At 67.0% G+C, this 23,228-nt stretch carries 27 protein-coding genes; 19 read left to right on the forward strand and 8 right to left on the reverse strand.

The window, feature by feature from the left end; translation table 11 throughout:
- Nucleotides 1-102: 102 nt before the first annotated feature.
- Both HDC94_RS08055 and HDC94_RS08060 read left to right on the forward strand, forming a co-directional pair.
- On the forward strand, nucleotides 103-540 hold the full coding sequence (locus tag HDC94_RS08055; protein ID WP_179496493.1) for a VanZ family protein: 438 nt from the start codon (nucleotides 103-105) through the stop codon (nucleotides 538-540).
- On the forward strand, nucleotides 537-1,196 hold the full coding sequence (locus HDC94_RS08060; protein ID WP_179496495.1) for a lysoplasmalogenase family protein: 660 nt from the start codon (nucleotides 537-539) through the stop codon (nucleotides 1,194-1,196). Before HDC94_RS08055 ends, HDC94_RS08060 begins: the two co-directional genes overlap by 4 nt.
- On the opposite strand, the gene HDC94_RS08065 is transcribed toward HDC94_RS08060, so the two are convergent.
- Complete coding sequence (locus tag HDC94_RS08065) at nucleotides 1,197-2,375, reverse strand: MarP family serine protease (RefSeq protein ID WP_179496497.1); 1,179 nt, start codon at nucleotides 2,373-2,375, stop codon at nucleotides 1,197-1,199.
- A 102-nt stretch (nucleotides 2,376-2,477) separates the two neighbouring features.
- On the opposite strand from HDC94_RS08065, the gene HDC94_RS08070 reads away from it, so the two are divergent.
- Nucleotides 2,478-3,782 (forward strand): HNH endonuclease signature motif containing protein, encoded by a 1,305-nt coding sequence (locus tag HDC94_RS08070; RefSeq protein ID WP_179496499.1) that lies wholly within the window; start codon nucleotides 2,478-2,480, stop codon nucleotides 3,780-3,782.
- A 131-nt stretch (nucleotides 3,783-3,913) separates the two neighbouring features.
- Nucleotides 3,914-4,183, forward strand: a complete 270-nt coding sequence (gene rpsO / locus HDC94_RS08075; RefSeq protein WP_179496501.1) for a 30S ribosomal protein S15 — start codon at nucleotides 3,914-3,916, stop codon at nucleotides 4,181-4,183.
- A gap of 103 nt (nucleotides 4,184-4,286) precedes the next feature.
- Here rpsO and HDC94_RS08080 read toward each other — a convergent pair whose 3' ends face one another.
- Nucleotides 4,287-4,715 carry a DUF805 domain-containing protein gene (locus tag HDC94_RS08080; RefSeq protein ID WP_179496503.1) on the reverse strand — a complete coding sequence of 143 codons (429 nt, stop codon included), beginning with the start codon at nucleotides 4,713-4,715 and terminating at the stop codon, nucleotides 4,287-4,289.
- 97 nt (nucleotides 4,716-4,812) lie between these two features.
- On the opposite strand from HDC94_RS08080, the gene HDC94_RS08085 reads away from it, so the two are divergent.
- Nucleotides 4,813-5,571 carry a fructosamine kinase family protein gene (locus HDC94_RS08085; RefSeq protein WP_179498939.1) on the forward strand — a complete coding sequence of 253 codons (759 nt, stop codon included), beginning with the start codon at nucleotides 4,813-4,815 and terminating at the stop codon, nucleotides 5,569-5,571.
- Nucleotides 5,572-5,578: 7 nt separating this feature from the next.
- On the opposite strand, the gene HDC94_RS08090 is transcribed toward HDC94_RS08085, so the two are convergent.
- Nucleotides 5,579-6,595 carry a hypothetical protein gene (locus HDC94_RS08090; protein ID WP_179496505.1) on the reverse strand — a complete coding sequence of 339 codons (1,017 nt, stop codon included), beginning with the start codon at nucleotides 6,593-6,595 and terminating at the stop codon, nucleotides 5,579-5,581.
- A 174-nt stretch (nucleotides 6,596-6,769) separates the two neighbouring features.
- On the opposite strand from HDC94_RS08090, the gene HDC94_RS08095 reads away from it, so the two are divergent.
- From HDC94_RS08095 to HDC94_RS08130, 8 genes are all read left to right on the forward strand, one after another.
- Nucleotides 6,770-7,591: a DUF4397 domain-containing protein gene (locus tag HDC94_RS08095; protein WP_179496507.1), complete on the forward strand. Its 822-nt coding sequence runs from the start codon at nucleotides 6,770-6,772 to the stop codon at nucleotides 7,589-7,591.
- 68 nt (nucleotides 7,592-7,659) lie between these two features.
- Entirely contained in the window at nucleotides 7,660-8,286 is a 627-nt protein-coding gene (locus tag HDC94_RS08100; RefSeq protein ID WP_179496509.1) for a class F sortase, read from the forward strand.
- 29 nt (nucleotides 8,287-8,315) lie between these two features.
- On the forward strand, nucleotides 8,316-8,867 hold the full coding sequence (locus HDC94_RS08105) for a sigma-70 family RNA polymerase sigma factor (RefSeq protein ID WP_308495669.1): 552 nt from the start codon (nucleotides 8,316-8,318) through the stop codon (nucleotides 8,865-8,867).
- On the forward strand, nucleotides 8,848-9,567 hold the full coding sequence (locus HDC94_RS08110) for an anti-sigma factor (protein ID WP_179496513.1): 720 nt from the start codon (nucleotides 8,848-8,850) through the stop codon (nucleotides 9,565-9,567). The genes HDC94_RS08105 and HDC94_RS08110 overlap by 20 nt, the downstream gene beginning before the upstream one ends.
- A 42-nt stretch (nucleotides 9,568-9,609) precedes the next feature.
- The gene (locus HDC94_RS08115; protein ID WP_179496515.1) at nucleotides 9,610-10,020 is read left to right on the forward strand and encodes a hypothetical protein; all 411 of its coding nucleotides are present in this window, start codon (nucleotides 9,610-9,612) and stop codon (nucleotides 10,018-10,020) included.
- Nucleotides 10,017-11,219: a lipase family protein gene (locus HDC94_RS08120; RefSeq protein WP_179496517.1), complete on the forward strand. Its 1,203-nt coding sequence runs from the start codon at nucleotides 10,017-10,019 to the stop codon at nucleotides 11,217-11,219. Before HDC94_RS08115 ends, HDC94_RS08120 begins: the two co-directional genes overlap by 4 nt.
- Before the next feature lie 95 nt (nucleotides 11,220-11,314).
- Nucleotides 11,315-12,529, forward strand: a complete 1,215-nt coding sequence (locus HDC94_RS08125) for an LLM class flavin-dependent oxidoreductase (RefSeq protein WP_179496519.1) — start codon at nucleotides 11,315-11,317, stop codon at nucleotides 12,527-12,529.
- Complete coding sequence (locus HDC94_RS08130; protein ID WP_179496521.1) at nucleotides 12,529-13,155, forward strand: FMN reductase; 627 nt, start codon at nucleotides 12,529-12,531, stop codon at nucleotides 13,153-13,155. Before HDC94_RS08125 ends, HDC94_RS08130 begins: the two co-directional genes overlap by 1 nt.
- Before the next feature lie 41 nt (nucleotides 13,156-13,196).
- Here HDC94_RS08130 and HDC94_RS08135 read toward each other — a convergent pair whose 3' ends face one another.
- Both HDC94_RS08135 and HDC94_RS08140 read right to left on the reverse strand, forming a co-directional pair.
- Nucleotides 13,197-13,379: a DUF5302 domain-containing protein gene (locus tag HDC94_RS08135; RefSeq protein WP_179496523.1), complete on the reverse strand. Its 183-nt coding sequence runs from the start codon at nucleotides 13,377-13,379 to the stop codon at nucleotides 13,197-13,199.
- Between the two features lie 10 nt (nucleotides 13,380-13,389).
- The gene (locus tag HDC94_RS08140; protein WP_179496525.1) at nucleotides 13,390-14,010 is read right to left on the reverse strand and encodes a DedA family protein; all 621 of its coding nucleotides are present in this window, start codon (nucleotides 14,008-14,010) and stop codon (nucleotides 13,390-13,392) included.
- Between the two features lie 354 nt (nucleotides 14,011-14,364).
- On the opposite strand from HDC94_RS08140, the gene HDC94_RS08145 reads away from it, so the two are divergent.
- Nucleotides 14,365-16,644 (forward strand): polyribonucleotide nucleotidyltransferase, encoded by a 2,280-nt coding sequence (locus HDC94_RS08145; RefSeq protein WP_179496527.1) that lies wholly within the window; start codon nucleotides 14,365-14,367, stop codon nucleotides 16,642-16,644.
- Nucleotides 16,645-16,796: 152 nt separating this feature from the next.
- On the forward strand, nucleotides 16,797-17,798 hold the full coding sequence (locus HDC94_RS08150) for an aldo/keto reductase (protein WP_179496529.1): 1,002 nt from the start codon (nucleotides 16,797-16,799) through the stop codon (nucleotides 17,796-17,798).
- 33 nt (nucleotides 17,799-17,831) lie between these two features.
- On the opposite strand, the gene HDC94_RS08155 is transcribed toward HDC94_RS08150, so the two are convergent.
- Nucleotides 17,832-18,425 carry a TetR/AcrR family transcriptional regulator gene (locus HDC94_RS08155; RefSeq protein ID WP_179498941.1) on the reverse strand — a complete coding sequence of 198 codons (594 nt, stop codon included), beginning with the start codon at nucleotides 18,423-18,425 and terminating at the stop codon, nucleotides 17,832-17,834.
- A gap of 207 nt (nucleotides 18,426-18,632) precedes the next feature.
- On the opposite strand from HDC94_RS08155, the gene HDC94_RS08160 reads away from it, so the two are divergent.
- The 4 genes from HDC94_RS08160 to HDC94_RS08175 are packed head-to-tail and all read left to right on the forward strand — an operon-like array spanning nucleotide 18,633 to nucleotide 21,869.
- Nucleotides 18,633-19,994: a pitrilysin family protein gene (locus HDC94_RS08160; protein ID WP_179496532.1), complete on the forward strand. Its 1,362-nt coding sequence runs from the start codon at nucleotides 18,633-18,635 to the stop codon at nucleotides 19,992-19,994.
- A 37-nt stretch (nucleotides 19,995-20,031) separates the two neighbouring features.
- The gene (locus HDC94_RS08165) at nucleotides 20,032-20,634 is read left to right on the forward strand and encodes a histidine phosphatase family protein (RefSeq protein ID WP_179496534.1); all 603 of its coding nucleotides are present in this window, start codon (nucleotides 20,032-20,034) and stop codon (nucleotides 20,632-20,634) included.
- Between the two features lie 30 nt (nucleotides 20,635-20,664).
- Entirely contained in the window at nucleotides 20,665-21,417 is a 753-nt protein-coding gene (dapB, locus tag HDC94_RS08170) for a 4-hydroxy-tetrahydrodipicolinate reductase (RefSeq protein ID WP_179496536.1), read from the forward strand.
- Nucleotides 21,414-21,869 (forward strand): hypothetical protein, encoded by a 456-nt coding sequence (locus HDC94_RS08175; RefSeq protein WP_179496538.1) that lies wholly within the window; start codon nucleotides 21,414-21,416, stop codon nucleotides 21,867-21,869. Before dapB ends, HDC94_RS08175 begins: the two co-directional genes overlap by 4 nt.
- On the opposite strand, the gene HDC94_RS08180 is transcribed toward HDC94_RS08175, so the two are convergent.
- Both HDC94_RS08180 and HDC94_RS08185 read right to left on the reverse strand, forming a co-directional pair.
- Nucleotides 21,866-22,783: a TIGR01777 family oxidoreductase gene (locus HDC94_RS08180; protein WP_179496540.1), complete on the reverse strand. Its 918-nt coding sequence runs from the start codon at nucleotides 22,781-22,783 to the stop codon at nucleotides 21,866-21,868. The two genes, HDC94_RS08175 and HDC94_RS08180, sit on opposite strands and share 4 nt — an antisense overlap.
- Complete coding sequence (locus HDC94_RS08185) at nucleotides 22,783-23,208, reverse strand: OsmC family protein (RefSeq protein ID WP_179496542.1); 426 nt, start codon at nucleotides 23,206-23,208, stop codon at nucleotides 22,783-22,785. Before HDC94_RS08185 ends, HDC94_RS08180 begins: the two co-directional genes overlap by 1 nt.
- Nucleotides 23,209-23,228 lie beyond the last annotated feature (20 nt).

Genomic DNA, 23,228 nt, shown 5'->3' on the forward strand with positions numbered 1-23,228 from the left:
GTGACCGCAGGGTCGGGGCAAACTGAGAATATTCGTCACAAGTCAGGGCATAGCCGCGCGAGTCGAACGGGTTCTCCCAGCCAAACACTGCACCATGGGGGGATGTTCGCGCGGCATCCCGTCCTCAGCCTGGCGACGTTCGCGTACCTCGCTCTCCTCGCGTGGGCGACCCTGACCCCGCAGTCCGCGCCCGCGAGCACGAACCTGCTGTGGAGGCTCGCGAGGTTCTTCGGTCGATTCGAAGCGACGGAGTGGCTGACGTTCTCGACCCTTGAGTTCCTTGCGAACATCGCGCTGTTCGTGCCGCTCGGCCTCTTCTTCGTCTTGCTCTTCGGGCGGAACCGCTGGTGGATCGCGATCCTCATCGGAATCGTGACGACGCTGCTCATCGAGTTCGCGCAGCAGTTCATCGGGGGGCGGGTCTCCGATCCGCGCGATCTGGTCTCCAACTCGATCGGCGCCGTGGCGGGAACCGTTCTCGGGCTCATCCTGACCGCGTCGAAGGCGCGACGCCTGCGAGCAGCGGAGTCCCGGTCGTGAGGCGCTGGTGGGGGTTCCTCCCCTTCGGTGCGGTGAGTGTCATCCATCTCGCCGCGCTCGCACTGGGATCGCAGGTCATCGCCACGCCGACCAAGGCGCTGCTCATGCCCGCCCTGCTTCTTGCGCTGCTCGTCGGCCTGCCGCGGATCCGCTCGGAGATCGCGCTGTGGGCGGGGCTCGCCCTGGTGTTCTCCACGGCGGGCGACATCCTTCTCGGAGTGCCCGGGGAGATCGCTTTCCTCGTGGGTGTCGGTGCCTTCTCGCTCGCGCACGTCGCCTACCTTTTCCTGTACCTCAGGCCTTTGCGCACCAGGGCGATCGGATGGCGCGGCCTCTTCTACGTGGCGTGGCTCGGGATTCTCCTCCTGGTGCTGCTCCCGCATATCGGGCCCCTCACGCTTCCCCTCGCCGCGTACGGCCTCCTGTTGTGCGGAGCGGCAGCAGCGGCCCTCGGCACCACTCCGATCATCGCAACGGGTGCTCTGCTCTTCCTCACCTCGGACACCCTGCTGTCCCTGAAGTTCTTCGTGCCCGGGTTCTCGCTGTGGCAGGAGGACGTCCTGATCATGCTCGTCTACCTTGCTGCCCAGGGGCTCATCATCGCCGGGACCGTACTCGCCGCCCAACGTCGAGCGGCCGCACCGCTCCCGACCTGACTACGTCGTGCACGCTCCCGTGTCGACGGCGTTCGTCAGGGTCGGCGCCTGGTCGGCCACGGGGTCGAGTTCTGTCATCGTCATCGCATACCCGATATCCGCCGTGTCGGCGCTGCGCGCGAAGACCACACCGATGACGTCGCCATCGAGGGACAGGAGCGGTCCGCCCGAGTTTCCCTCGCGCACCGCTGAGGCGAGTGTGTACACCTCGCGCGGCGAGCGTGAGTTCTCGTAGATGTCCTGCACCGACGTCACCTGTACGGCCATCACCCCGGCGGGAATCGACGAGAACGGACCACCGAACGGGTAACCCTGGACCGCGGCATCCGTGCCGGGCGGAGCGGTCACGCCGAGGTCGAGGGGCTCCGATGTGAGGCCCGGCACCGCGAGCACGGCGAGATCAACGACCGGGTCGAAGTAGACGACGGTTCCGGCGATGGCCTGCCCGGCCGGCGATTCGATCACCGGCTCTGTCACGCCAGCGACGACATGGGCGTTCGTCACGACGCGGTCGTCGGCGACCACGAAGCCGGTTCCGCTCTGGGCGATGCCGCAGGCGAGGGCGTTGCCGGTGATCCGCACGACGGACTGCGCGGCGGCCGTGAGCTCCGGGCTGCCCGCGTCGATGCTCGGGATGACAGGATCCTGGATCCCAAGGGCATCCGAGATCACCGGCAGGCCGTTATCGAGCACGGTCGATCGCAACTGGGCGAGGTACGCCTCGACGGGATCGGGGGTGAGGTTTGAGATCGTGCGGAGCACGGTCGACCCAGCGATCGCGCGGGAGAGGAACGGCACGCCAAGCTGACCGACGCTCGCGCCCAACACCGATGCCACGAGGGCTGCGGCGATGCCGGTGGCGATCCCTCCGGCCAGGCGGTCGAGGCCGCTCAGCGGGGTCGCCTCGAACCCGCGCCGAACGACTCGACCGATGAGGGCGCCGACCGTCGAGCCCATCGCGATGAGCCCGAGAACCGAGATGATCACGACGATCGGGCGGGCCTGGGGGAACGGCACCCAGCCCGAGATGATGGGCACGAGGAAGTACGCGGCGATCGCACCGGCAACCACTCCTGCGAAGGCGAAGACCGCGTGGGAGAGACCCGCGCGAACGCCGTAGACGATGTAGCTGACGAGCAGCACGATGAGCAGCACGTCCAGGAAGATCGACTCGGTCACGCGACGAGCCTATGCGGGGGAGTGCTGGATTGACTGGGGGCCCGAACCCGCATTCGAACAGGAATACTATTCTTGCGCCCCGATGGGGGGTAGAATATTCGTATGAAGATTCTTGACCTCGCCCCGGAGGTGAATGCGGCGACAGCAGCGCAAACCTCGCTGTACGGGGCGATGTCGAACACTCTCGGCGCGATGGTCGACAGCATCGAGGCAGTTGATCGCATGATCAATTCCCTCCAGGCGCGCAAGCTCGAACTGGTCGATCAGGCCAGACAATGGTCGGAGGTCACGCAGACCTCCTCGGGTGTCTCCAACGACCGCGGGTGGACTCCCGGGGTTCGTGCCCGGCGTGAGCTGGTGGCCGAGTTGGCGTGTGTGCTGCGCATCCCGGAACCCACGGCCGAGACGATGGTCGCCACGAGCAAGGCATTGGTGCACGAGCTTCCCGCAACTCTCGCGTCGTTGTCCGAGGGGCGGGTCTCGTTGCGGCATGCCGAGAAGCTCGTCGACGAATCTCGCACGGTGCCGGCCGATGCTCTCCCCGCGTTCGAGGCAGCGGTACTGCCAGCCGCGGAGTGCTTGACGGTCGCGAAGTTCACGCAGAAGGCCCGGAGACTGCGCGAGCGACTGCACCCCGAGACGATCGAGGCCCGCCACGAGAGAGCTCTGAAAGATCGTGACGTTGTGGTGCTGCCGGAGCACGACGGCATGGCGAGCCTTCTCGTCACCGGCTCCGCGCCGTTGATTCACGCCGCACATCACCGCCTCAACGACATGGCAGAGCGCGATCGCCGCGAACAGGGCAGGGACTCGACGGATGATCGCACCATTGCCCAGCGACGCACAGACCTGCTCCTCGAACTCCTCATCGAGGGACAGCCGGGCGACGGGAGCGTCCGCAACATCGTCGCGACACTCGCGATCACCGTCCCGGTCCTTCGTCTCCTTGGCGCCAGTGACCAGCCAGCAACGCTCGAGGGTTATGGGCCCATCGACATCGATACCGCCCTCACGCTCGCGGGCACGGCGAAGAGCTTCGTTCGCGTCCTCACAGATCCGGTCACGGGCTCTGTCAAAGATGTCGACCGCGAGTGCAGAATGCCCCCGGCGGATCTGCGGAGATGGTTAGTCATTGACGATGAGACCTGTCGTTTCCCGAACTGCAATCGACCGGCATCCCGAAGCGATATCGACCATACGAACGACTGGTTCTACGGCGGCAGAACCGCTGTCGACAACCTCGCTCACCTGTGTCTGAAGCACCATCGTTTCAAGCACCACACCGCCTGGACGGTGGAGCAGCTCGCCGGCCGCATTCTTCGGTGGACTTCGCCCAGCGGTCGTGTGTATCTCACGTACCCGACTTCGGTGGCTCGGTACTGCCGAGACGCACGCCCTCGATCCTGACTGGCGCCCGGTCCGCTGGTCGAATGCGAACAGTGCTAGACTCCCAAGGTTGCCGTCTAACGGCCGCGGATAAAGAGAGCCCAGTCATTCCGACTCGGGCGCCGCGCAACGAGGAGAAAGGGGATCACCTTATGGCTCTTGAAGCCAGTGTCAAGAAGGCGATCATCGACGAGTACGCTACCCACCCCGGTGACACCGGATCCCCTGAGGTCCAGGTCGCGATGCTCACCCAGCGCATCAAGGACCTGACCGAGCACCTCAAGGAGCACAAGCACGACCACCACTCACGTCGTGGTCTGCTGCTGCTCGTGGGTCAGCGCCGTCGTCTGCTCGGCTACCTCCAGGACATCGACATCGAGCGTTACCGTTCGCTGATCGAGCGTCTCGGACTCCGCCGATAACGCAAGCAGGCGCTCGCGAGACATCGCGTCGAACTTGACGGACGGGCCGTCACCAACTCCTGAGGGAGACGGTGACGGCCCGTTCTACGTTCTCCGGTAGTAGCTAGGGTGCGGGCGGTGCGGCGGGCGCGGGTGCCTGCGGTGCGAGCTGCACCGTCGGATCGCACAAGCGCACGATCAGGATGATGACTCCGGCGATCGGGAGCAGGATCCAGAAGATCTCGGCCCACTTGTGCCCAGCATCCCGAAGCCTGCGCACAGTTACCGCCAGCGAGGGCAGAAGAACAACGAACGACCACACCGCCGCAAGACTGCTGCCGAGGTAGAAGGTTGTGGTCGTCGCGGTGGCCTGCTCGCCCATCATGCGGAAGGCGTCGAAGGTCCCCGTGGTCGACGTGAGGTTGAGGCTCCCGAGAGCCCCTGCGACAAGCGCGCTGAAGAGTGTGAACCACCAGAACTCGGGTCGAGTGGCGCGGCCACCGAACTCGGCGAACTTACGGAACACAGTCGTGATGGAATCGAAGAACGTCATGGCGGAAGTCAACACCTCGGCGGGTCGGCACGGTGGACCGAAAGTCCCGCGGCTCGTGCTCTCGCGACTGAGCGCCGGGAGCCCGCAGACTGGTCTCATGGAGGCCTTCACCAAATCCCGCCAGGATGCGCCCGTTGGATTCTTCGAGGCCGAAGCGGCAGGCTTGGACTGGCTCACGGCAGCGCACGGAGCCCGCACTGTCGCAGTGATCGACGTTGCCCCGGGTCGAATAAGGCTCGAGTGGGTACCCGAGGTCCCGCCCACTCGAACGGCTGCGCGCGCTTTCGGCAGTGCACTGGCCCGCACACACGCTGCGGGCGCCCGATCCTTCGGGGCGCCACCCGACGGCTGGGTCGGCCCCCTGTTCATCGGCCGCCGTCCCATGGCGAGCGCCGAGGATGCCACGTGGGGCGGCTTCTACGCGCGAGACCGCGTGCTCCCGTTCGTGGCCCTCGCGGAGGAGGCCGGAACGATCGACGACGCAGAGGCACGTGACATCCGCAGGGCCTGCGAACGTATCGCGGCGGGTGATTTCGACGATGACGAGCCGCCTGCCCGCATCCACGGTGATCTCTGGGCGGGAAACGTGCTCTGGTCGCACGATGGTGTCGTGCTGATCGACCCCGCCGCGCACGGCGGTCACCGGGAGACGGACCTGGCGATGCTGCACCTCTTCGGGTGCCCGTACCTCGACGACGTGATTGAGGGCTACCGCAGCGACGGAGATCTCGCCACCGACTACGAGCGACGGATACCGCTGCACCAGTTGCATCCGCTTGCCGTGCACGCCGCGGGCCACGGGCGCCACTACGGGCGAGCCCTGCACGATGCCGCGCTCGTGGTGCTGGAACTCTGAGCGGTGGCTACTGGACGGTGATCTTGGCGAGATGCTCGGATGCCGCCACGAGGTAGTCCCGGAATGCCTCTTCGCTGATTTCCTGCTCGGTATAGAGGTTGACCCTCACGACGAGGTTGCCGCGTTGAAGATCGGCGACATACACGCGACTCCCGTAGGACTCCTGCTCGACCCATCCGACCGCGGCAATCGAGTCGGGAAGGTCAACGGCGGGCATCGGTGTCACCGTGGCCTCCCAGTAGGCCTCGTCGCCGCCCAACGCGTAGCTCGTGCATGTCCCGACATGGTCGCGGAGGGCAGTCATGTGTCCGGTTGCCCCCGCCGTGGTCGTAAAGAGGCGTGTGGAGTGAGTCAGGGTCGAATACTCGGATTCGGAGTACCAGGCGGTGTGGTACCGAACCAGGTCGTCGGGGGACTCCGGGCGGCTGTCCACGGTATCCGAGATCGGGGACCACAGCGTGGCGAAGAAGCACTGGTCTGGCGAACTCGCCTCGTCCTTCCAATAGCTGGCTAACTCGAGGAATTCCTGGTCGGCCGTGGTCGTGGCGTACTCGTCGTCTGTGTACTCGCCCTCCGACCCCACCCCCAAGGTTCGGTACGTCGAGGAGTCCAACAGGATCCTGTCGAGAGCGGCCGAGGTGAAGCACTGCTCAGGGCACTCGAGAGGCGCCACGGCGGTCGACGGTCCCGGCTCTCCGGGGACGAGAGGGAGGTCCGTGAACTCAGCGTCGGCCGGGAGGTCCGAGGAAGCGCTGTCCATCGCGGAGAGCGCGCCGTGCGCGATCACGTAGAACGCGACGCCGAGGCCGCCCAGGAGCACGATGGAACCGACGACGATCGCAACCACGATCGCCGCGGTTCTGCCGGACTGAGCACCCGGCTTCGACAGGGGTGGCGCGTACACCGGGGTGGGGTGCTGGGGGCTGTGAGGAGTCGAGATCTGCGGCACGGGCGCGGGAGGCGGCGGCAGGGGAGGCGGAAAGGGCTGGCCCGATTGCTGCTCGGGTTCGTGCGAATTCTCCACCGGTCCTCCGGGTCCTTTCACGGTGATGTGCGGCTGCAGCGAGTGCCATGTCGCCGATCCAGTCAGGCTACCGGGCCTTCGTCGAACTTTTTTCCGGGAAGGTGCATCCAAAACGCCCTCTCCCGCGGAAGTGCTTTCTGACGGGCGAAACCCGCCCGCTCAGAGGAGGACATCATGCGCAACAAGCTCGCCGCCGGCATCGCTGCCGGTGTCATCGCCGCCGTCGGGATCGCAGGTCCCGCACAGGCAATCTCCGATTCCACGGCAGATCTCTCCGTGCTCCACGCGGTTCCCGGACTGACAGTCGATGTCTGGGTCAACGGTGAGGTCCTGCTCGAGGACTTCGAGCCCGGAACCCTCACGGACGCGCTCGACCTGCCCGCTGGCGACTACGAGGTGGTCATCACCGCTGCTGGCGATCCGATCACGAGTCCCGCGATCGGTCCAGCAACCCTGCCCCTTGCAGCGAACACGAGCTACACCGCGGTCGCGCACCTCGCTGAGGACGGCACGCCGACGGCGACGCTCTTCACCAACGACCTCAGCACGATCCCCGCGGGCGAGGGCAAGCTCACGGTTCGCCACGTCGCCGCGGCTCCCGCTGTCGACATCCTCGCGAACGGTGCCGCCGCATTCACCAACCTGTCGAACCCCGACGAGGTCAAGGCGAATCTGCCCGTCGGCACCATCGAGGCCGCCGTTGCGGCCACCGGCACGACAGACCCGGTCATCGGCCCCGCACCGGTCACGATCCAGGAGGGCGTCAACACGATCGTCTACGCGTGGGGCAGCCTCGAGGACGACAACCTCGACCTCGCCGTCCAGACCATCAGCGGTCTGCACTCGACGCCGGACGGCGTGCCCTCGGGTAACGCCGGTCTCGCTGCGGACGCCAGCCCGGCGCAGGTCGCCTGGTCGTTCGCCGGAGCGCTCGGGGTACTGGGGCTGCTCGCATTCGCCCTCATTCGGATGCGCGCGGCAAAGCTCACCAAGTAGTCCTGTAGGGCGGCTGCGCACAGCCAGGCCGCTGCCTGCGCAGCCGGAGTGAAGAGAGGAGGAGAGTCATGACACAGCGTTCCACGTTCGCGCCCGTGGCTCTCCTCCTGCTCGCCGGGTCACTGGCCCTCGCGGGGTGCACGCCGGAGCCGGTGTCGGTGGAGCCACGTGCCATCCCCACTCCCTCGGCCACGGCCGAAGCTCCCGCGATCGGCACGCACAGCGCGGCTCTCGCGCCCGTTCGGGAGCCCGTGCCTCCCGTCCGGGTCCAGGTCGAGGGCGTCGGCATCGATGTCTCCGTGGTGCCCGTCGGAGTCCAGCCGGATGGCTACATGGAACTCCCGCCCGATGTGGCGATCGCTGGCTGGTATCGGTTCGGGTCCGACCCCGGCAGCGAGTCGGGTACCACGGTCATCTCAGCCCACGTCGACTCCCTGGAGTACGGCCTCGGGCCCTTCTCCCAGCTGAAAACACTCGGAGTCGGTGCACCCATCACGGTGACGAGTTCGGATGGCACAACAACGACCTACGCCGTCGAGTCGGTGCAGAGTATCCTCAAGGACCAGCTCCCGCTCGACCAGGTCTTCGATCGCGAGGGATCACCGCGGCTCGTTCTCATCACCTGCGGCGGACAGTTCAACTCCGAACAGCTCAACTACTCCGACAACGTCGTCGTCGTGGCGGTTCCCCAATGAGTTCACGATCCCCGGACTACGATCGGCACGTGGACGACGACGTTCGGCTAGCCGCCGCTTTCGCGTCGGGCGACGACGCCGCCCTCGCGCGGGTCTACGAGCGCTGGGCCCCTCTTGTCTACACGCTCGCGATCCGATCACTCGGCGACATCGGCGACGCGGAGGACGTGACCCAGAAGACCTTCGTGGCTGCATGGACGGGCCGCACGAGCTTCTCCCCGGAGCGCGCGAGCCTCTCAGCGTGGCTGGTCGGGATCGCGCGCAACAAGATCGCCGATACGCACGAGGCCCGCGCGAAGATCCGCCGCCTCCACGAACAGCTCACGACGATCTCCGTGGACTCTGACTGGGTCGCCGAACCCCCCGACCTTGCCGACACGCTCGTCGTGGCCGACGAGATCGCCCGTCTCGAACCCGATGCGCAGAGCGTTATGCGGCTGGCATTCTTCGACGACCTCACGCACAACGAGATCTCTGACCGTCTCGGCTTACCCTTGGGCACGGTCAAGAGCCATATCCGACGCAGCCTGCAGCGGATGCGAGCACGACTGGAGGTGACCTATGCAACACATCGATCCTGATGTCCTTGCTCTCCTCGCCCTGGGCGAAGGGGTCGCCGATGACGCGGACCGTGCCCACCTGGCTGGTTGCCCGGCGTGCACCGCCGAGCTCACGAAGCTCAGCCGTGCCGCACAGGTCGGTCGCTCGACGCTCGACGCCGAACTGCTCACCCCAGCCCCACGGGTCTGGGAGCGCATCGCCGAAGAAGTGGCGGCAACGACAGCGCCGTCAGGCGTGGCGAGTGATGCCCGCACCCCACCCGTGCCTCGCATCGGTCGACGCGCCGGCAGAGGCTGGGCGCCGTTCGCCATCGCGGCGGCCGTCGTGGGGTTGCTCGCTGTTGGTGGGCTCGCGGCCTGGCAGACGCTTCGGCCTGCGGCATCCGTCGTGGTGGCCTCGGCGACACTCGATGCGTTCCCGGCCTGGCCCGACGCGACGGGCAAGGCCGTCGTCGAGGAGTCCGCGGACGGCGCCCGATTCGTCAGGGTGACGCTCGACGTACCGGAGGACCGCGAGGGCTACACGGAGGTGTGGCTCATCAGTTCGGATGCCACGCGCCTCATCAGCCTCGGAACCGTCGAGGGCAACTCCGGCACCCTGCCCATCCCCGCCGGGGTCGATCTGTCCGTCTACGATCTCGTGGATGTCTCGGCCGAACCCCTGGACGGTGACCCATCGCACTCCGGCGACTCGATCGTGCGTGGTCAGCTGAGCGCCTGACGAGCCTTACCCCGGCAAAGCGGAGCGCGGTAGCATCCGTACGTGGCTCCTGAGATGCCGGCTTTCGACCGGAACGACCTCGGCAAGGGTTCGTTCGGCCAGTACAAGTGGGGGCTGGCGCCGAACAACGCTCGTGTGCGCCTCAGGCTGGCGGGAAGCAATCCCCACCAGGAGACCCTGTCGGAGCTGCTCGCATCGGGCGACGAACTCGAGACGGCGATCACCCGACGCAACCAACAGCAGGACGCCGAGGATGCTCCCATCGAGGTGCGCCTGTTCACGGGGTCGCGGGTGACTGGTCCGGTCGGCTGGGTACCGCGCGGGCTCGAGGCAATCGTCGACGAGGCGCTTTCCAGACTCGACATGGCGGGCAAGCGCACCCGCATCCCCGTCGACATCATCAGGAAGGGCGGCCTTCTCCGGGTGGAGCTCCTGATGGGGGAGACGCTGTGAAACGCTTCGTAGTCCTGCTCGTCGCCGCCAGTCTTCTTCTGTCGGGTTGCGTCTGGGATGCCGAGCGCCGGCTGGAGGAGGGGGCGCTCGACGAGATCAGCAACGAGTCCTTCTACTCCGTGCCCGACGACGTGCCAGCTGGCGAGCCCGGCGAGGTGCTGCGGTCCCTCCCGATTCTCTCGGCTCCGCTCGGGGTCGACGCGTGGCGGGTGATCTACCACACGACCGACGTCAACGGTCGGGATCTGTTGTCGTCGGCGATCGTCGCGGTGCCCGAGGGCGAACCTCCGGCCGGGGGTACCCCGATCGTGTCCTGGGGTCACCCGACGACGGGCGCAGCCCAGGGCTGTGCCCCGTCGGTCCTCATCGATCCCTTCCTCATGATGACCGGGCTGTCCGAGTTCATCGCGGCGGGCTACGCGATGGTCGCCACGGACTATCCGGGCATGGCCGTGCGTGGCGATTCCTCGTACCTCATCGGTGTCACGGAGGGCAACAGCATGCTGGATGCCGCCCGCGCAGCGCGCACGCTCAGCCCTGGCCTCAGTACCGACGTGGTGCTCTGGGGTCACTCGCAGGGCGGACAGGCGGCACTCTTCGCCGGGCAGCAGGCCGCTGCCGGGTACGCGCCGGACCTCGATGTGATCGCGGTTGCCACCGCCGCTCCAGCAGCAGATCTCTCTGAGCTCATGACCGACGACATCGACTACATGGAGGGCGTGACGATCACCGCCTATGCGTTCCCCTCCTTCGAGGCTGCGTATGCCGACCGCTACACGAAGGACGAGCTCACCGCCATCCTCACCGATGATGGCGCCGCCGCCGTGGACGAATTGGCGAGCATCTGCCTGCTCACCCAGGGTGACCGGCTCCATGCCGTCGCGAAGCCGCTCATCGGCAATTTCGTGCGCAGCAACCCAGCGACAACCGCGCCCTGGCAGACCCTCCTCGCCGAGAACAGTGCGGGAGCGTCACCGATCGGTGTCCCGGTCTTCATCGGCCAGGGGCTCGCGGATACGACCGTCGATCCGAGCTCGACCACGTCGTACGTGCAGCACCTCTGCTCGACGGGGGAGAACGTGACCTTCCGCGAGTTCGACGGTATCTCTCATCTGCTCGCTGGCTCGGTTTCCGTGCCGGATGTTCTGCCCTGGCTGCGCGGCATTCGCGAAGGATCCGCTCCGACGGGGTCTTGCTGAACCCGGGAACGGTCCGGGAATATCTGCACCACCCCTCCGGTTATGTAAGCTAGTCGATGCAAACGCATGGACTTTCGGCCCAACAGGAGCACACAATGCAGTTCGGAATCTTCTCGGTCGGCGACATCACCGCCGATCCGACGGATGGCACCACCCCGAGCGAGAATGACCGCATCAAGGCCATCGTCGCCATCGCCAAGAAGGCGGAGGAGGTTGGGCTGGACGTCTTCGCACTCGGAGAGCACCACAACCCGCCGTTCTTCTCCTCGAGCCCCACGACGACTCTCGCCTACATCGCCGCGCAGACCGAGACGCTTCAGCTCTCCACCGCGACGACCCTGATCACCACCAACGACCCGGTCAAGATCGCCGAGGACTACGCGATGCTCCAGCATCTGTCCGATGGTCGTATCGACCTCATGATGGGTCGTGGCAACACCGGACCGGTGTACCCCTGGTTCGGCAAGGACATCCGCGACGGTGTTGACCTCGCCATCGAGAACTACGCCCTTCTCCGCCGCCTGTGGAGTGAGGACGTCGTGGACTGGCAGGGCAAGTACCGCACGCCGCTGCAGGGCTTCACCTCCACACCGCGCCCCCTCGACGGTGTCGCGCCGTTCGTCTGGCACGGCAGCATCCGTACGCCCGAGATCGCCGAGCAGGCCGCGTACTACGGCGACGGGTTCTTCGCCAACAACATCTTCTGGCCGAAGGAGCACTACCAGCGCCTCATCGCCTACTACCGCCAGCGCTTCGAGCACTACGGGCACGGCACCGCCGCGCAGGCGATCGTCGGCCTCGGCGGGCAGGCGTTCATGGCCAAGAAGTCGCAGGACGCCAAGAACCAGTTCCGCCCGTACTTCGACAACGCGCCGGTCTACGGCCACGGCCCCGTGATGGAGGACTTCGCGGAGCAGACGCCGCTCGTCGTCGGTAGCCCGCAGGAGGTCATCGACCGCTACGCGTCCATGCGCGAGTTCTACGGCGACTACCAGCGCCAGCTGTTCCTCATGGACCACGCCGGACTCCCGCTGAAGACCGTGCTCGAGCAGCTCGACATCCTCGGTGAGGAGGTCGTGCCCGTGCTCCGCAAGGAGCTGGCCGAGAACCGCCCCGCCGAGGTTCCGGATGCCCCCACCCACGCGTCGCTCGTGGCCGCCGCCTACGGCGACGGACCGGTCCGCGTTGCCATCCCCAACCCCAACCGCGGAGACAACCTCGCGGGTGACCGTCCCTACCGGGACACCCCCGCACGGCCCGCTCCCGCTGGCTCCTCCTTCGGCCCTGCCGCAACCAGGAAGGCAAGCTGATGACCGACAACACCACACGCAAGATCACCGTTGTGTCCTCTGGCCTGAGCCAGCCCTCGTCCACGCGACTGCTCGCCGACCGCATCGCGGCAGCGACCGTCGCGTCGCTCGAGGGCAAGGGCATCACGGCAGAGGTCACGGTGATCGAGCTGCGCGACCTTGCGCAGGACATCACCAACAACCTCCTGACGGGGTTCGCCCCGCCGAAGCTCGAGGCGGCGATCACCGCGGTCACCGAGGCCGATGGCCTGATCGCCGTGACCCCGATCTTCACGACGAGCTACAGCGGGCTGTTCAAGTCCTTCGTGGATGTGCTCGACCCGCAGTCGATCCACGGCCTGCCGGTTCTCCTCGGAGCGACGGGTGGCACTGAGCGACACTCGCTCGCGATCGACTACGCGATGCGTCCGCTGTTCACCTATCTGCACGCCGTGCCGGTGTCGACGGGTGTATACGCGGCATCCTCCGACTGGGGGAGCGCGGAGGATGCGCTGCCCGGGCGCATTGACCGGGCCGCGGGCGAGCTCGCCGCCCTCGTGGTCGCGAGCGACCGCTCACAGCAGATCCGCGACCCGTTCGCGCTTCCCGAGGGCTTCAGCCCCGTGGGCGGATACGGGGCGCAGTAGCACCACAGCAACGACCGAGAGCGGCTGGCGGGGTCATCCCCTCAGCCGCTCTTGCGTCGGAACTCCCGCTTGTGATCGGCCTTGGGTCGCGCCCCTCCGATGGTCGAACTGGAGGCGGGGCCATCCTTCGGTGCGTTCGAGCCCTGCTTCTTGCGCTCGAGGGCCTCACGGAACTTGCGCTTCGTCTCCTCGGCAGGGTCTGTCGATGCGGCGTCGTCATCCATGAGGCCCAGCCTACGACCGCAACTCGGCGGATGACGCGGATCGGGCAGCCCACCGCGCGGTGATCGCGTCGATCGTCACCCCGAGCGCGATCGCGACAGCCACCGAGATCACGATCGCGAGGATCGGGTACTCGGCCAGCCACGCACCGAAGAGTGCTCCGATCACGCAGTTGTAGATCGCCCAGCCCGTGCCGGCGACCACCGTCAGGGGCAGGTACCTGCGGTAGGAGCACCCGGTGGCGCCCGCGGTCAGGTTGGCCGCAATCCGAGCGAACGGGATGTACCGGGCCGTGAGTATGAGCGAGGCCGGACGTTTCTCGAGCGCTCGCCGTGCGTACTCGATCGCCGCGGACACCCGAGGACCGCGCATCCATCGGAACCGGGTCGTGCCGATGCGCTTCCCGATGACGTAGCAGAGGTTGTCGCCGACGACGGCGCCGACCGCCGCGACCGGGATGAGCACCCAGAGGGACGGCTCGCCCGTGGAGAGAGCGAGCGACGCGAGGGCGACCACGACGGTCTCGCTCGGGAGGATGACGGTGAAGGCATCGGCGACCACAAGCACGAACACCCCGAAGTACAGCCACGGGGATCCTGCTGCGGCGGTGAGCCAGTCGAGAACGACGTCCATCGCTGTCCGTTGTAGCCACCGAAGGTGAACAGCGGGGGTCGCCGCAGGCACTTCCCTAGGTTCGCCACGCCGCAACTGGTACGATTCATGAGGTTGATTACGGGTTTCCGTAAGATGACAACCGGAGCAGGCTGGCAAGAAGCTGGTCACCGGTGGTGAACTACCAAGCGAGAAGCATGGTGTTTTTCTACTGTTGACCAGAGCAGTGCCGACATCTACGGCACGTATGCCACAGCGCCCCTCGTTCGCGAGTGTGCGCCGCTTTCTGCCTCCTCCCTGCTCCTTGCTCATGTCAGAGCACTGATGAGTCGCGCGCCACACGGGTTCGCGACGGTAAACAAAGGAGAAAACCCCTTGGAGGGTCCAGAAATCAAGTTCGCCGAGGCCGTTATCGATAACGGTTCGTTCGGCAAGCGCGTCGTCCGTTTCGAAACCGGTCGTCTCGCACAGCAGGCCCAGGGCGCGGTCGCCGCGTACCTCGACGAGGACACGATGATCCTGTCCGCGACGAGTGCCGGAAAGCACCCGCGCGAGGGATTCGACTTCTTCCCGCTCACGGTCGACGTGGAAGAGCGTTCGTACGCAGCAGGCAAGATCCCCGGAAGCTTCTTCCGTCGCGAGGGTCGCCCCTCGACCGAGGCCATCCTCGTCTGCCGCCTCATCGACCGTCCGCTGCGCCCGACCTTCGTCGAGGGCCTGCGCAACGAGGTCCAGATCGTCATCACGGTGCTCTCCATCGCACCCGACGAGTTCTACGACGCGCTCGCGATCAACGCTGCGTCCGCATCCACCCAGATCTCGGGCCTGCCGTTCTACGGCCCCGTCGCTGGCGTGCGTCTCGCACTCATCGGTGACCAGTGGGTCGCCTTCCCGAAGTTCTCGCAGCTCGAGGAGGCCGTCTTCGACCTCACCGTCGCTGGCCGCCTCGTCGTCGACGAGAACGGCAACGAGGATGTCGCGATCATGATGGTCGAGGCCGAGGCCACCGAGGTGAGCTGGGACCTGATCAAGGCCGGTGCGACCAAGCCAGACGAGGCCGTCGTCGCCCAGGGCCTCGAGGCATCCAAGCCGTTCCTCAAGCAGCTCATCAAGGCCCAGGAGTCGCTCGCAGTCCAGGCCGCGAAGCCGATCCAGGACTTCCCGCTGTTCCCGCCGTACGCGCAGAGCACCTACGACGCCGTCGCGGCCTTCGCCTACGACGAGCTGGGGGGCGTGTACCAGATCGCCGACAAGATCGAGCGCCAGAACGCGGATGACGCGCTCAAGGCCCGCGTCAAGGAGACCATCACCGCGAAGGTCGCCGCCGAGGAGCTTCCGGAGTCGGCACTCGCCGAGGTCAGCGCAGCCTACAAGTCGGTGTCGAAGGTCGTCATGCGCAACCGCGTGCTGACCGAGGGCATCCGTATCGACGGTCGTGGCCTGAGCGACATCCGTGCGCTCGACGCCGAGGTGCAGGTCATTCCGCGTGTTCACGGTTCCGCGATCTTCCAGCGCGGTGAGACCCAGATCCTGGGTGTCACGACGCTCAACATGCTCAAGATGGAGCAGCAGATCGACTCCCTGAGCCCGATCACCAAGAAGCGCTACCTGCACCACTACAACTTCCCGCCCTACTCGACCGGTGAGACCGGCCGCGTGGGCAGCCCGAAGCGTCGCGAGATCGGGCACGGCTTCCTCGCCGAGCGCGCCCTCGTGCCGGTTCTGCCGCCCCGCGAGGAGTTCCCCTACGCGATCCGCCAGGTGTCCGAGGCTCTCGGCTCCAACGGTTCGACGTCGATGGGTTCGGTCTGCGCATCCACCCTCTCGTTGCTCAACGCCGGTGTGCCGCTGCGCGCACCCGTTGCCGGAATCGCGATGGGCCTCATCTCCGACGTTGTTGACGGCCAGACGCGTTACGCGGCCCTGACCGACATCCTCGGCGCCGAGGATGCGCTCGGCGACATGGACTTCAAGGTCGCGGGTACCTCCGAGTTCGTCACCGCGATCCAGCTCGACACGAAGCTCGCGGGCCTGCCCTCGAGCGTGCTCGACGGTGCGCTCAAGCAGGCCAAGGAGGCTCGCACCGCGATCCTCGCCGTGATCAACGCCGCGATCGACGCGCCCGACGAGATGGCGCCGACCGCGCCGCGCGTCATCAGCGTGCAGATCCCGGTCGACAAGATCGGTGAGCTGATCGGCCCGAAGGGCAAGACGATCAACCAGATCCAGGACGACACCGGGGCAGACATCTCGATCGAGGATGACGGCACCGTGTACATCGGCGCCGTCGACGGCCCGTCGGCCGAGGCCGCTCGCGCCGCGGTCAACGCGATCGCGAACCCGCTGAACCCCGAGGTCGGCGAGCGGTTCCTCGGAACCGTCGTCAAGCTCGCGACGTTCGGTGCCTTCGTGTCGCTCACTCCCGGCAAGGACGGCCTGCTGCACATCAGCGAGGTCCGCAAGCTCGCCGGTGGCAAGCGCGTCGAGAACGTTGAGGACGTGCTCTCCGTCGGCCAGAAGATCCAGGTCGAGATCACCAAGATCGACGATCGCGGAAAGCTCTCGCTGGCTCCGGTCTCGGATGAGGCCGACTCGGCCGACACCGACGGCTCCGCCGCCGCGTCCGAGGGCCCCGAGGCTCCCGCCGAGGGCTAGCAGTAGTCACTGATGAGGGCCCGTCTCCGAGGAGGCGGGCCCTCATTGCGTTAACGGGGCCTCTACCACGGAGTGGTAACGATTGGCCTGTCGCTCCCCGCCGTCTCCGCACAGCGTTCTACTCTGGTCGTGACCGGAGGGGTACCGGTCGGATGGCAGGAATCGTGACGCAGCTGCAGCAGGTGGCGGTGGCGGTGGCCACCGGGCACCTCGACGCGGCCACGAGGGGCCCACTCCGGTTCCGCGCAGTCGGATCATCCGATCTCAGCGTCTTCCCCCTCGCCCTCAGCGGCAACGTCTTCGGGTGGACGGCGGATGACGCCGAGACCAACTCGATCCTCGACGCCTACGCCGAACAGGGCGGCAACTTCGTCGATACCGCCGATTCGTATGCGGGCGGCCGCAGCGAGACCATGATCGGCAACTGGATGCGCAAGCGCCGGAACCGCAGCAGCATGGTCGTGGCAACCAAGGTCGGCAAGTCCGCCGATCACCCCGGCCTGCGTGCCCGGGTTCTCACGAGGGCTGTTCACGCCTCCCTGAATCGCCTGGGCACCGACCGCATCGACCTGCTCTACCTGCACATCGACGACGTGAACGTCGAGTTCGAGGAGACCCTGCTCGCGGTGGACGAACTGATCCGCGCGGGCAAGGTCCGCTACTTCGGATGCTCGGACCACACGGGCAACCGCCTCATCGAGGCGCGCGTCGCCTCGGCGCAGCTCGGTGTCGCGCCCATGGTCGCGCTGCAGAACCGCTACAACCTGCTTCAGCGCTCGGAGTACGAGGGGGACCTCGCCCACGTCGCAGCCCAGCAGGGACTCGGAGTCATGCCGAGGTTCGCCCTCGCGAGCGGGTTCCTGACGGGCAAGTACCGCCAGCGGTCCGACGTTGCACTGAATCAGCGGCGGGGCGAGGTTGCCAAACTCATGACGCGCAGGGGAATGCGCATCCTGACTGCCTTGGACCGGGTCGCGCGGGAGCAGTCCACGACCGTGGCATCCGTCGCCCTCGCCTGGCTTCTCGCGAAGCCCGGAGTGGTCGCGCCCGTGGCCTCGGTAACGAGCGCTGAGCAACTCGCCGACCTCTCGGACGCCGTCACGCTTCAACTCACCCGCCACCAGATGGCAGACCTGGACAGGGCCTCGCAGTAGCAGCTGGCCCCGGGGCTGGAGCCGAGTGTCGGCCTACGCGGCCGCGCGTGCGTCCGCGATGACGCGGGACGCGACGCGGCTCATGGCCGCGATGGCCGCGATCGAGTCGCCGGCGTAGCCACCGGAGAAGGCGCCGTCCCTGGCAAGGAGCAGCTCGTCAGCGGCATCGCCTGGTACCGGATGCCCGAGCTTGCGAAGCAGGTCGGCGAGGGTCTCGACGTACCACTCGCGGTGGTCGCTCACGATCACGCGGACGGGGTGGTTCGGGTCGGGGAACTCGGCAGCGGCGTTGATGAACGCACATCCGCGGAAGCCAGGAGCGCCGACCTCGGCCGCCACGGCGGAGACAAACGCCCGCAGCGCGGCTTCGGGGGTGGGGGAAGCCTCGATGAGGCTCTCGAGGTTGGCCCGGACGGCGCGGTGCTGGCCCGAGATGTACTCGATGATGAGGTTGTCCTTGGCCCGGTAGTGCTTGTAGAACGTGGCCTTGGTGACGCTCGACGCAGCGATGATGCGGTCGACGCCCACGTTGCGAATCCCGTCCTCGTAGAACAAGACAGAGGCCGTCTCCAGAATGCGACCCTTCGCAGGAGCGCGCTGCGTGAGCGGAGAATCCTCGACGATCATCACAGCGCGACTCCTTTGCGGGGGATTATGCATATCCGCCATCGGGTTAGCGGATATGCCCGGGCTTCGGGTGCCCGGAGATCACTGTAGCTTAATGAGGACAGACAGACCAGTCTGTTTGTCCTCCTTTCCTTACCCCAAAATGGGGCACACCCTTCTGGCCCCTTCTCAGCCTCCCGAGCAACCCATGACGTAGGCTCAGGAGCGATGAATGGCGCCGTACCACTCCCGCTCGACCTTGCTGACCTCACCTTCGCGGCATCGGGGGGATCCCTCGTCCGCCGCACGGTCCTTCCGAGCGGTGTGCGAATCCTCAGCGAGAGCGTTCCCGGCGCGCGGAGTGCGACCATCGGATACTGGGTCGCGGTCGGATCGCGCGACGAGCGGCCGGAGACCTTCGGATCGACGCACTTCCTCGAGCACCTTCTCTTCAAGGGCACCGCATCGCGCACCGCGCTCGACATCGCGATCGCCTTCGACTCGGTCGGTGGCGAGCACAACGCGCTCACGGCCAAGGAGTACACCTGCTACTACGCCAAGGTGCAGGATCGCGACCTGCCTATGGCCATCGACGTACTCGCGGACATGTTCACGTCATCGCTTATCGACGCTGACGAGTTCGTCACCGAGCGCGCCGTCATCCTCGAGGAGCTCGCGATGGCCGACGACGACCCGTCGGATGTCGCGAACGAGCGCTTCTTCGAGGCCGTCTTCGGCGAGCATCCCCTGGGCAGGCCCATCGGCGGCTACCCGGCCGCGATCGAGGCGGTCTCGCGCGACGCGGTCGTGGGGCACTACCGCGAGAACTACCGCCCCCAGGACCTCGTGATCACGGTCGCCGGTGCTGTCGACCACGACGAGCTCGTCGCCCGCGCCAGTGCGGCACTCGCCGCAGCGGGGTGGGACCTGGAGCAGCAGGCGACACCGGTGGCACGGCGCAGTGCGGCCGCCGAGATCATCGACCGTGGGAGCCCGCTCGTGGTCGTGCAGCGGCCTCTCGAGCAGGCGAACCTCTTCATCGGAGTTTCGGGCCTCGCGGCATCCGACGAACGCCGTTCGACTCTCGCAGTACTCAACTCCATCCTCGGTGGGGGGATGTCGAGCAGGCTCTTCCAGGAGATCCGTGAACAGAGGGGGCTCGCCTACTCCGTATACTCGTTCGCTGCGAGCTACTCGGACGCGGGCCTGGTCGGGATGTACGCCGGCTGCTCTCCCGCCAAGACGGCACAGGTCGCCGAGCTCATGGTCACGGAATTCGAGCGCGTCGCCCGTGAGGTCGTGAGCACCGACGAGTTGCGTCGTGCCGTGGGGCAGCTCGCTGGTGGCTCGGCCCTCTCGCTCGAGGACTCCGATACGCGGATGTCTCGGCTCGCGCGGAGCGAGCTGACCCTCGGTGAGTTCGCCGACCTCGACGAATCACTCCGACGACTCGACCTCGTGACCGTCGACGACGTTCGCGAGCTCGCGGAGCTCCTCGCTGCGCGGCCGCTGTCGGTCGCGGCTGTGGGTTCCGTCGATGCAGACTCTCTCGCCGGCCTGGCAGTGTCGCCTGGCCTGCTTCCGCAATAACAGCGCCGCCTCGCGGCAAGAAACAGAGGTGCCAGATATGGCTCACTACATCTACCTGGTACGGCATGGGGAGCAGCTCGACGCCGAGTACGGGCTCCCCGATGGTCCGCTGAGTCCCCGCGGCGTGCGGCAAGCGCGAGCGATCGCCGAACGGCTCGGGGGAGTTCCCTTCTCCCGCGCCTGGCATTCCCCGCTGCAGCGCGCGGAGGAGACCGCCGCGATCATGACCGAACGGATGCCAGCACTGGGCTCGGTGCCGAGTGCACTACTCATGGACTGCATCCCCTCTGGGCCCGAGCCCAGCATGCCCGCCGCGTTCGAGCCGTTCTTCGGCGGCATCACCCCGCAGGAGATCGAGGCGGGGCAGGCGCAGATGGCCGACGCCGTGGACGAGTTCCTCGTGCCTGCGCGCGAAGACCGACACGACCTGCTCATCACGCACAACTTCGTGATCGCATGGTTCGTGCGGGAGGTCTTCGGGGCTCCTGCGTGGCGGTGGCTCGGCATCAACCAGGCCAATTGCGGGCTGACGATCATCCGGGTACGCAGTGCGAAGCCGCCTGTGCTCGTCACGCACAACGACCTCGGGCACCTCGCCCCGGAGCTGCGAACGGGCATGCCAGCCGACCAGCCGTTCTAGCCCGGCAGGGTGACTTGGTAGATTGGCCACATGCCCACACGCGTTGCCATTGTCGGAGCCCCGGGACGCATGGGTACGGTCATGACCGCCCTCGTCGAGGCGTCTGACGACTTCGAAGTCGCCGCCCTCATCTCCTCCCGTGATTCGCTCGATGACATCGCTGGCGCTGATCTGGTGGTGGATGTCACCATCCCCGTCGTCTCGCAACGTGTCGTCGAGAAGTCGATCGAACTCGGGATCAACGTTCTCGTGGGCACCTCCGGGTGGTCGAGCGAACGACTCGCGGGAATCAAACGGCTCCTGGGACCGGAGCCGCAGGTCGGCGTCGTGGTCGTGCCGAACTTCTCCATCGGATCGGTGCTCGCGACCGCCCTGGCCACTCACGCCGCTCGTTTCTTCGACTCCATCGAGATCGTCGAGGCCCACCACGCCTCCAAGGTCGACTCGCCCTCCGGCACCGCCGTCCGCACTGCCGAACTCATGGGTGCAGCTCGCCAGGAGATCGGCCCCGTCGCAGCACCCCACGTCGACCAGCGCGCACGCGGGCAGCAGGTATCGAGCATCCCCATTCACAGTGTGCGGATGCAGGGGGTCTCGGCCCGCCAGGACGTCTACTTCGGCGGAGAGGGCGAGCGTGTCACGATCAGCCACGAGACCCTGTCACGCACCTCGTACGAGGCCGGAATCCTCGTGAGCCTTCGGGCTGCCAGAGAGGCCAAGGGGCTCATCGTGGGCCTCGACAAGCTCATCGACGTGGGGATGCCGACGAGCGACCCCTCATGAGCGCCCGCATCGGCACCATCGTCATGGCGGTGCTCCTCGCGCTCTACCTCGTCGCGGTCGCGCAGTACGCGTTCCTTCTCCTGGGCTCGGGAGATGCGATCGCCGTCGGCATCGGTGCCGCGCTCATCGTGCTTCCCGTCATCGGGGCGTGGGCGCTCCTCTCCGAGATTCTCTTCGTGGCCCGCGGCAACCGCCTCGTCGCGCGGCTCGGTGCAGAGGGTGGCCTGCCCGAGGACGATCTGCCGCGTTCGCCGAGCGGTCGCATCGACCGGGCGGCCGCCGACCTCGAGTTTCCCACCTACCAGGCCGCCGTCGAGGAATCGCCCGAGTCGTGGCGCGACTGGCTGAGATTGGGGCTCGCCTATGACGCGAGCGGAGACCGCCGCAGGGCCCGCTGGGCCACGCGACAGGCCATCGCGTTCGAGCGCCGGGAACGGCGCGCGGAGGCCTAAACGCCAGCGGCGAACGTTCGCTCGATGGCCTCGGTCGCGGTGATGTCACGGAACCCGAAGCCGTCGAGCACGAGCCGGCTCGGCGTCACACGCTGGCTGTTCAGCAGCAGCTCCCTACCGGCATCCCCGAGCGCCTTGATCGCGAACGCGGGGACGACGAACGGATGCCACCTCCGCAGCGTGTCGGCGAGTGTCGCCGTGATCTCGCCCGAGGTCGCAGGGGTTGGACCCGCGAGATTGACGACGCCGTCGAGCGACGAGTCGATGAGGTGGCGGATCGCCGCCGCTTCGTCATGGAGGCTGATCCACGGCCAGAACTGGCTCCCCGATCCGAATCGCGAGCCGAGTCCGACCCGCGTGAGGGCGAGCAGCGGGGTGAAGGCACCACCCCGGCCGACGACGACACCCGTGCGGGGTAGCACAACCCGGGTGGATGCCCGGCGGGCGGCGTTCTCCCAGTCCTCCACGACGTCGGCGAGGAAGCCTGTGCCCTTCGTTGACTGCTCGTCGAGCACCTCATCGCCGCGATCCCCGTAGTAGCCGACGGCCGAACCGTTCACGAGCACGGCGGGCGGCGAGGTGGCGCGGTTGATTGCTTCGACGATCGTCGTCGTGCCCTTCACCCGCGAGTCGAGTATCTGGCGCTTGTAGCTTGGGGTCCAGGGGATCCGCCCGGTGGTGGCCCCCGCGAGGTTCACGACGGCGTCGGCCGCCTCGATCGCAGCCTGGTCGATGGTTCCGCCCTCGGGAGACCAGCGGAACTCGGACTCCGTCGCCGGCGCGTGGCGCACGAGACGGAGCACCGTGCGACCGTCGGCCTCGAGCTGCCGACACAGTTCCGTGCCGATGAATCCGGAAGCACCGCTGACGAGAACCGTGTGGATGGTGCCGTCAGCGGCACCGCCGCGCGCCATCAGGCGAGGCTGGCTTCGAGGGTGATCGGGATGCCGGCGAGTGCACGGGAGACGGGGCATCCGCCCTTGGCCTCCTCGGCGAGACGCTGGAAGTCCTCATCGCTGATGCCTGGGACCTTGGCGCTCACGAGGAGATGGCTTCCCGTGATGCCCTCTCCGGGGTCGAACGTGACGGCGGCCGTCACCTGGAGGCTCTCCGGCGGCGTGCCGTTGCCGGCGAGTGCATTGGAGAAGGCCATCGAGTAGCAGGCGGAGTGCGCGGCGCCGAGGAGCTCCTCCGGGTTGGTCTGGCCTGCCTCGCCGACCGAACGCGCGGCCCACGTGACGGGGAACTCCGCCGCATCCGAGGAATCGAGTGAGGTGGTACCTGAACCGCTCTTCAGATCGCCGAACCAGAGGGTTGTGGCTTCGCTGGTGACTGACATCGATGGAGCCCCTTTCGTCG

This window comes from Leifsonia sp. AK011 (assembly GCF_013410945.1).
Classification (GTDB): Bacteria; Actinomycetota; Actinomycetes; order Actinomycetales; family Microbacteriaceae; genus Rhodoglobus.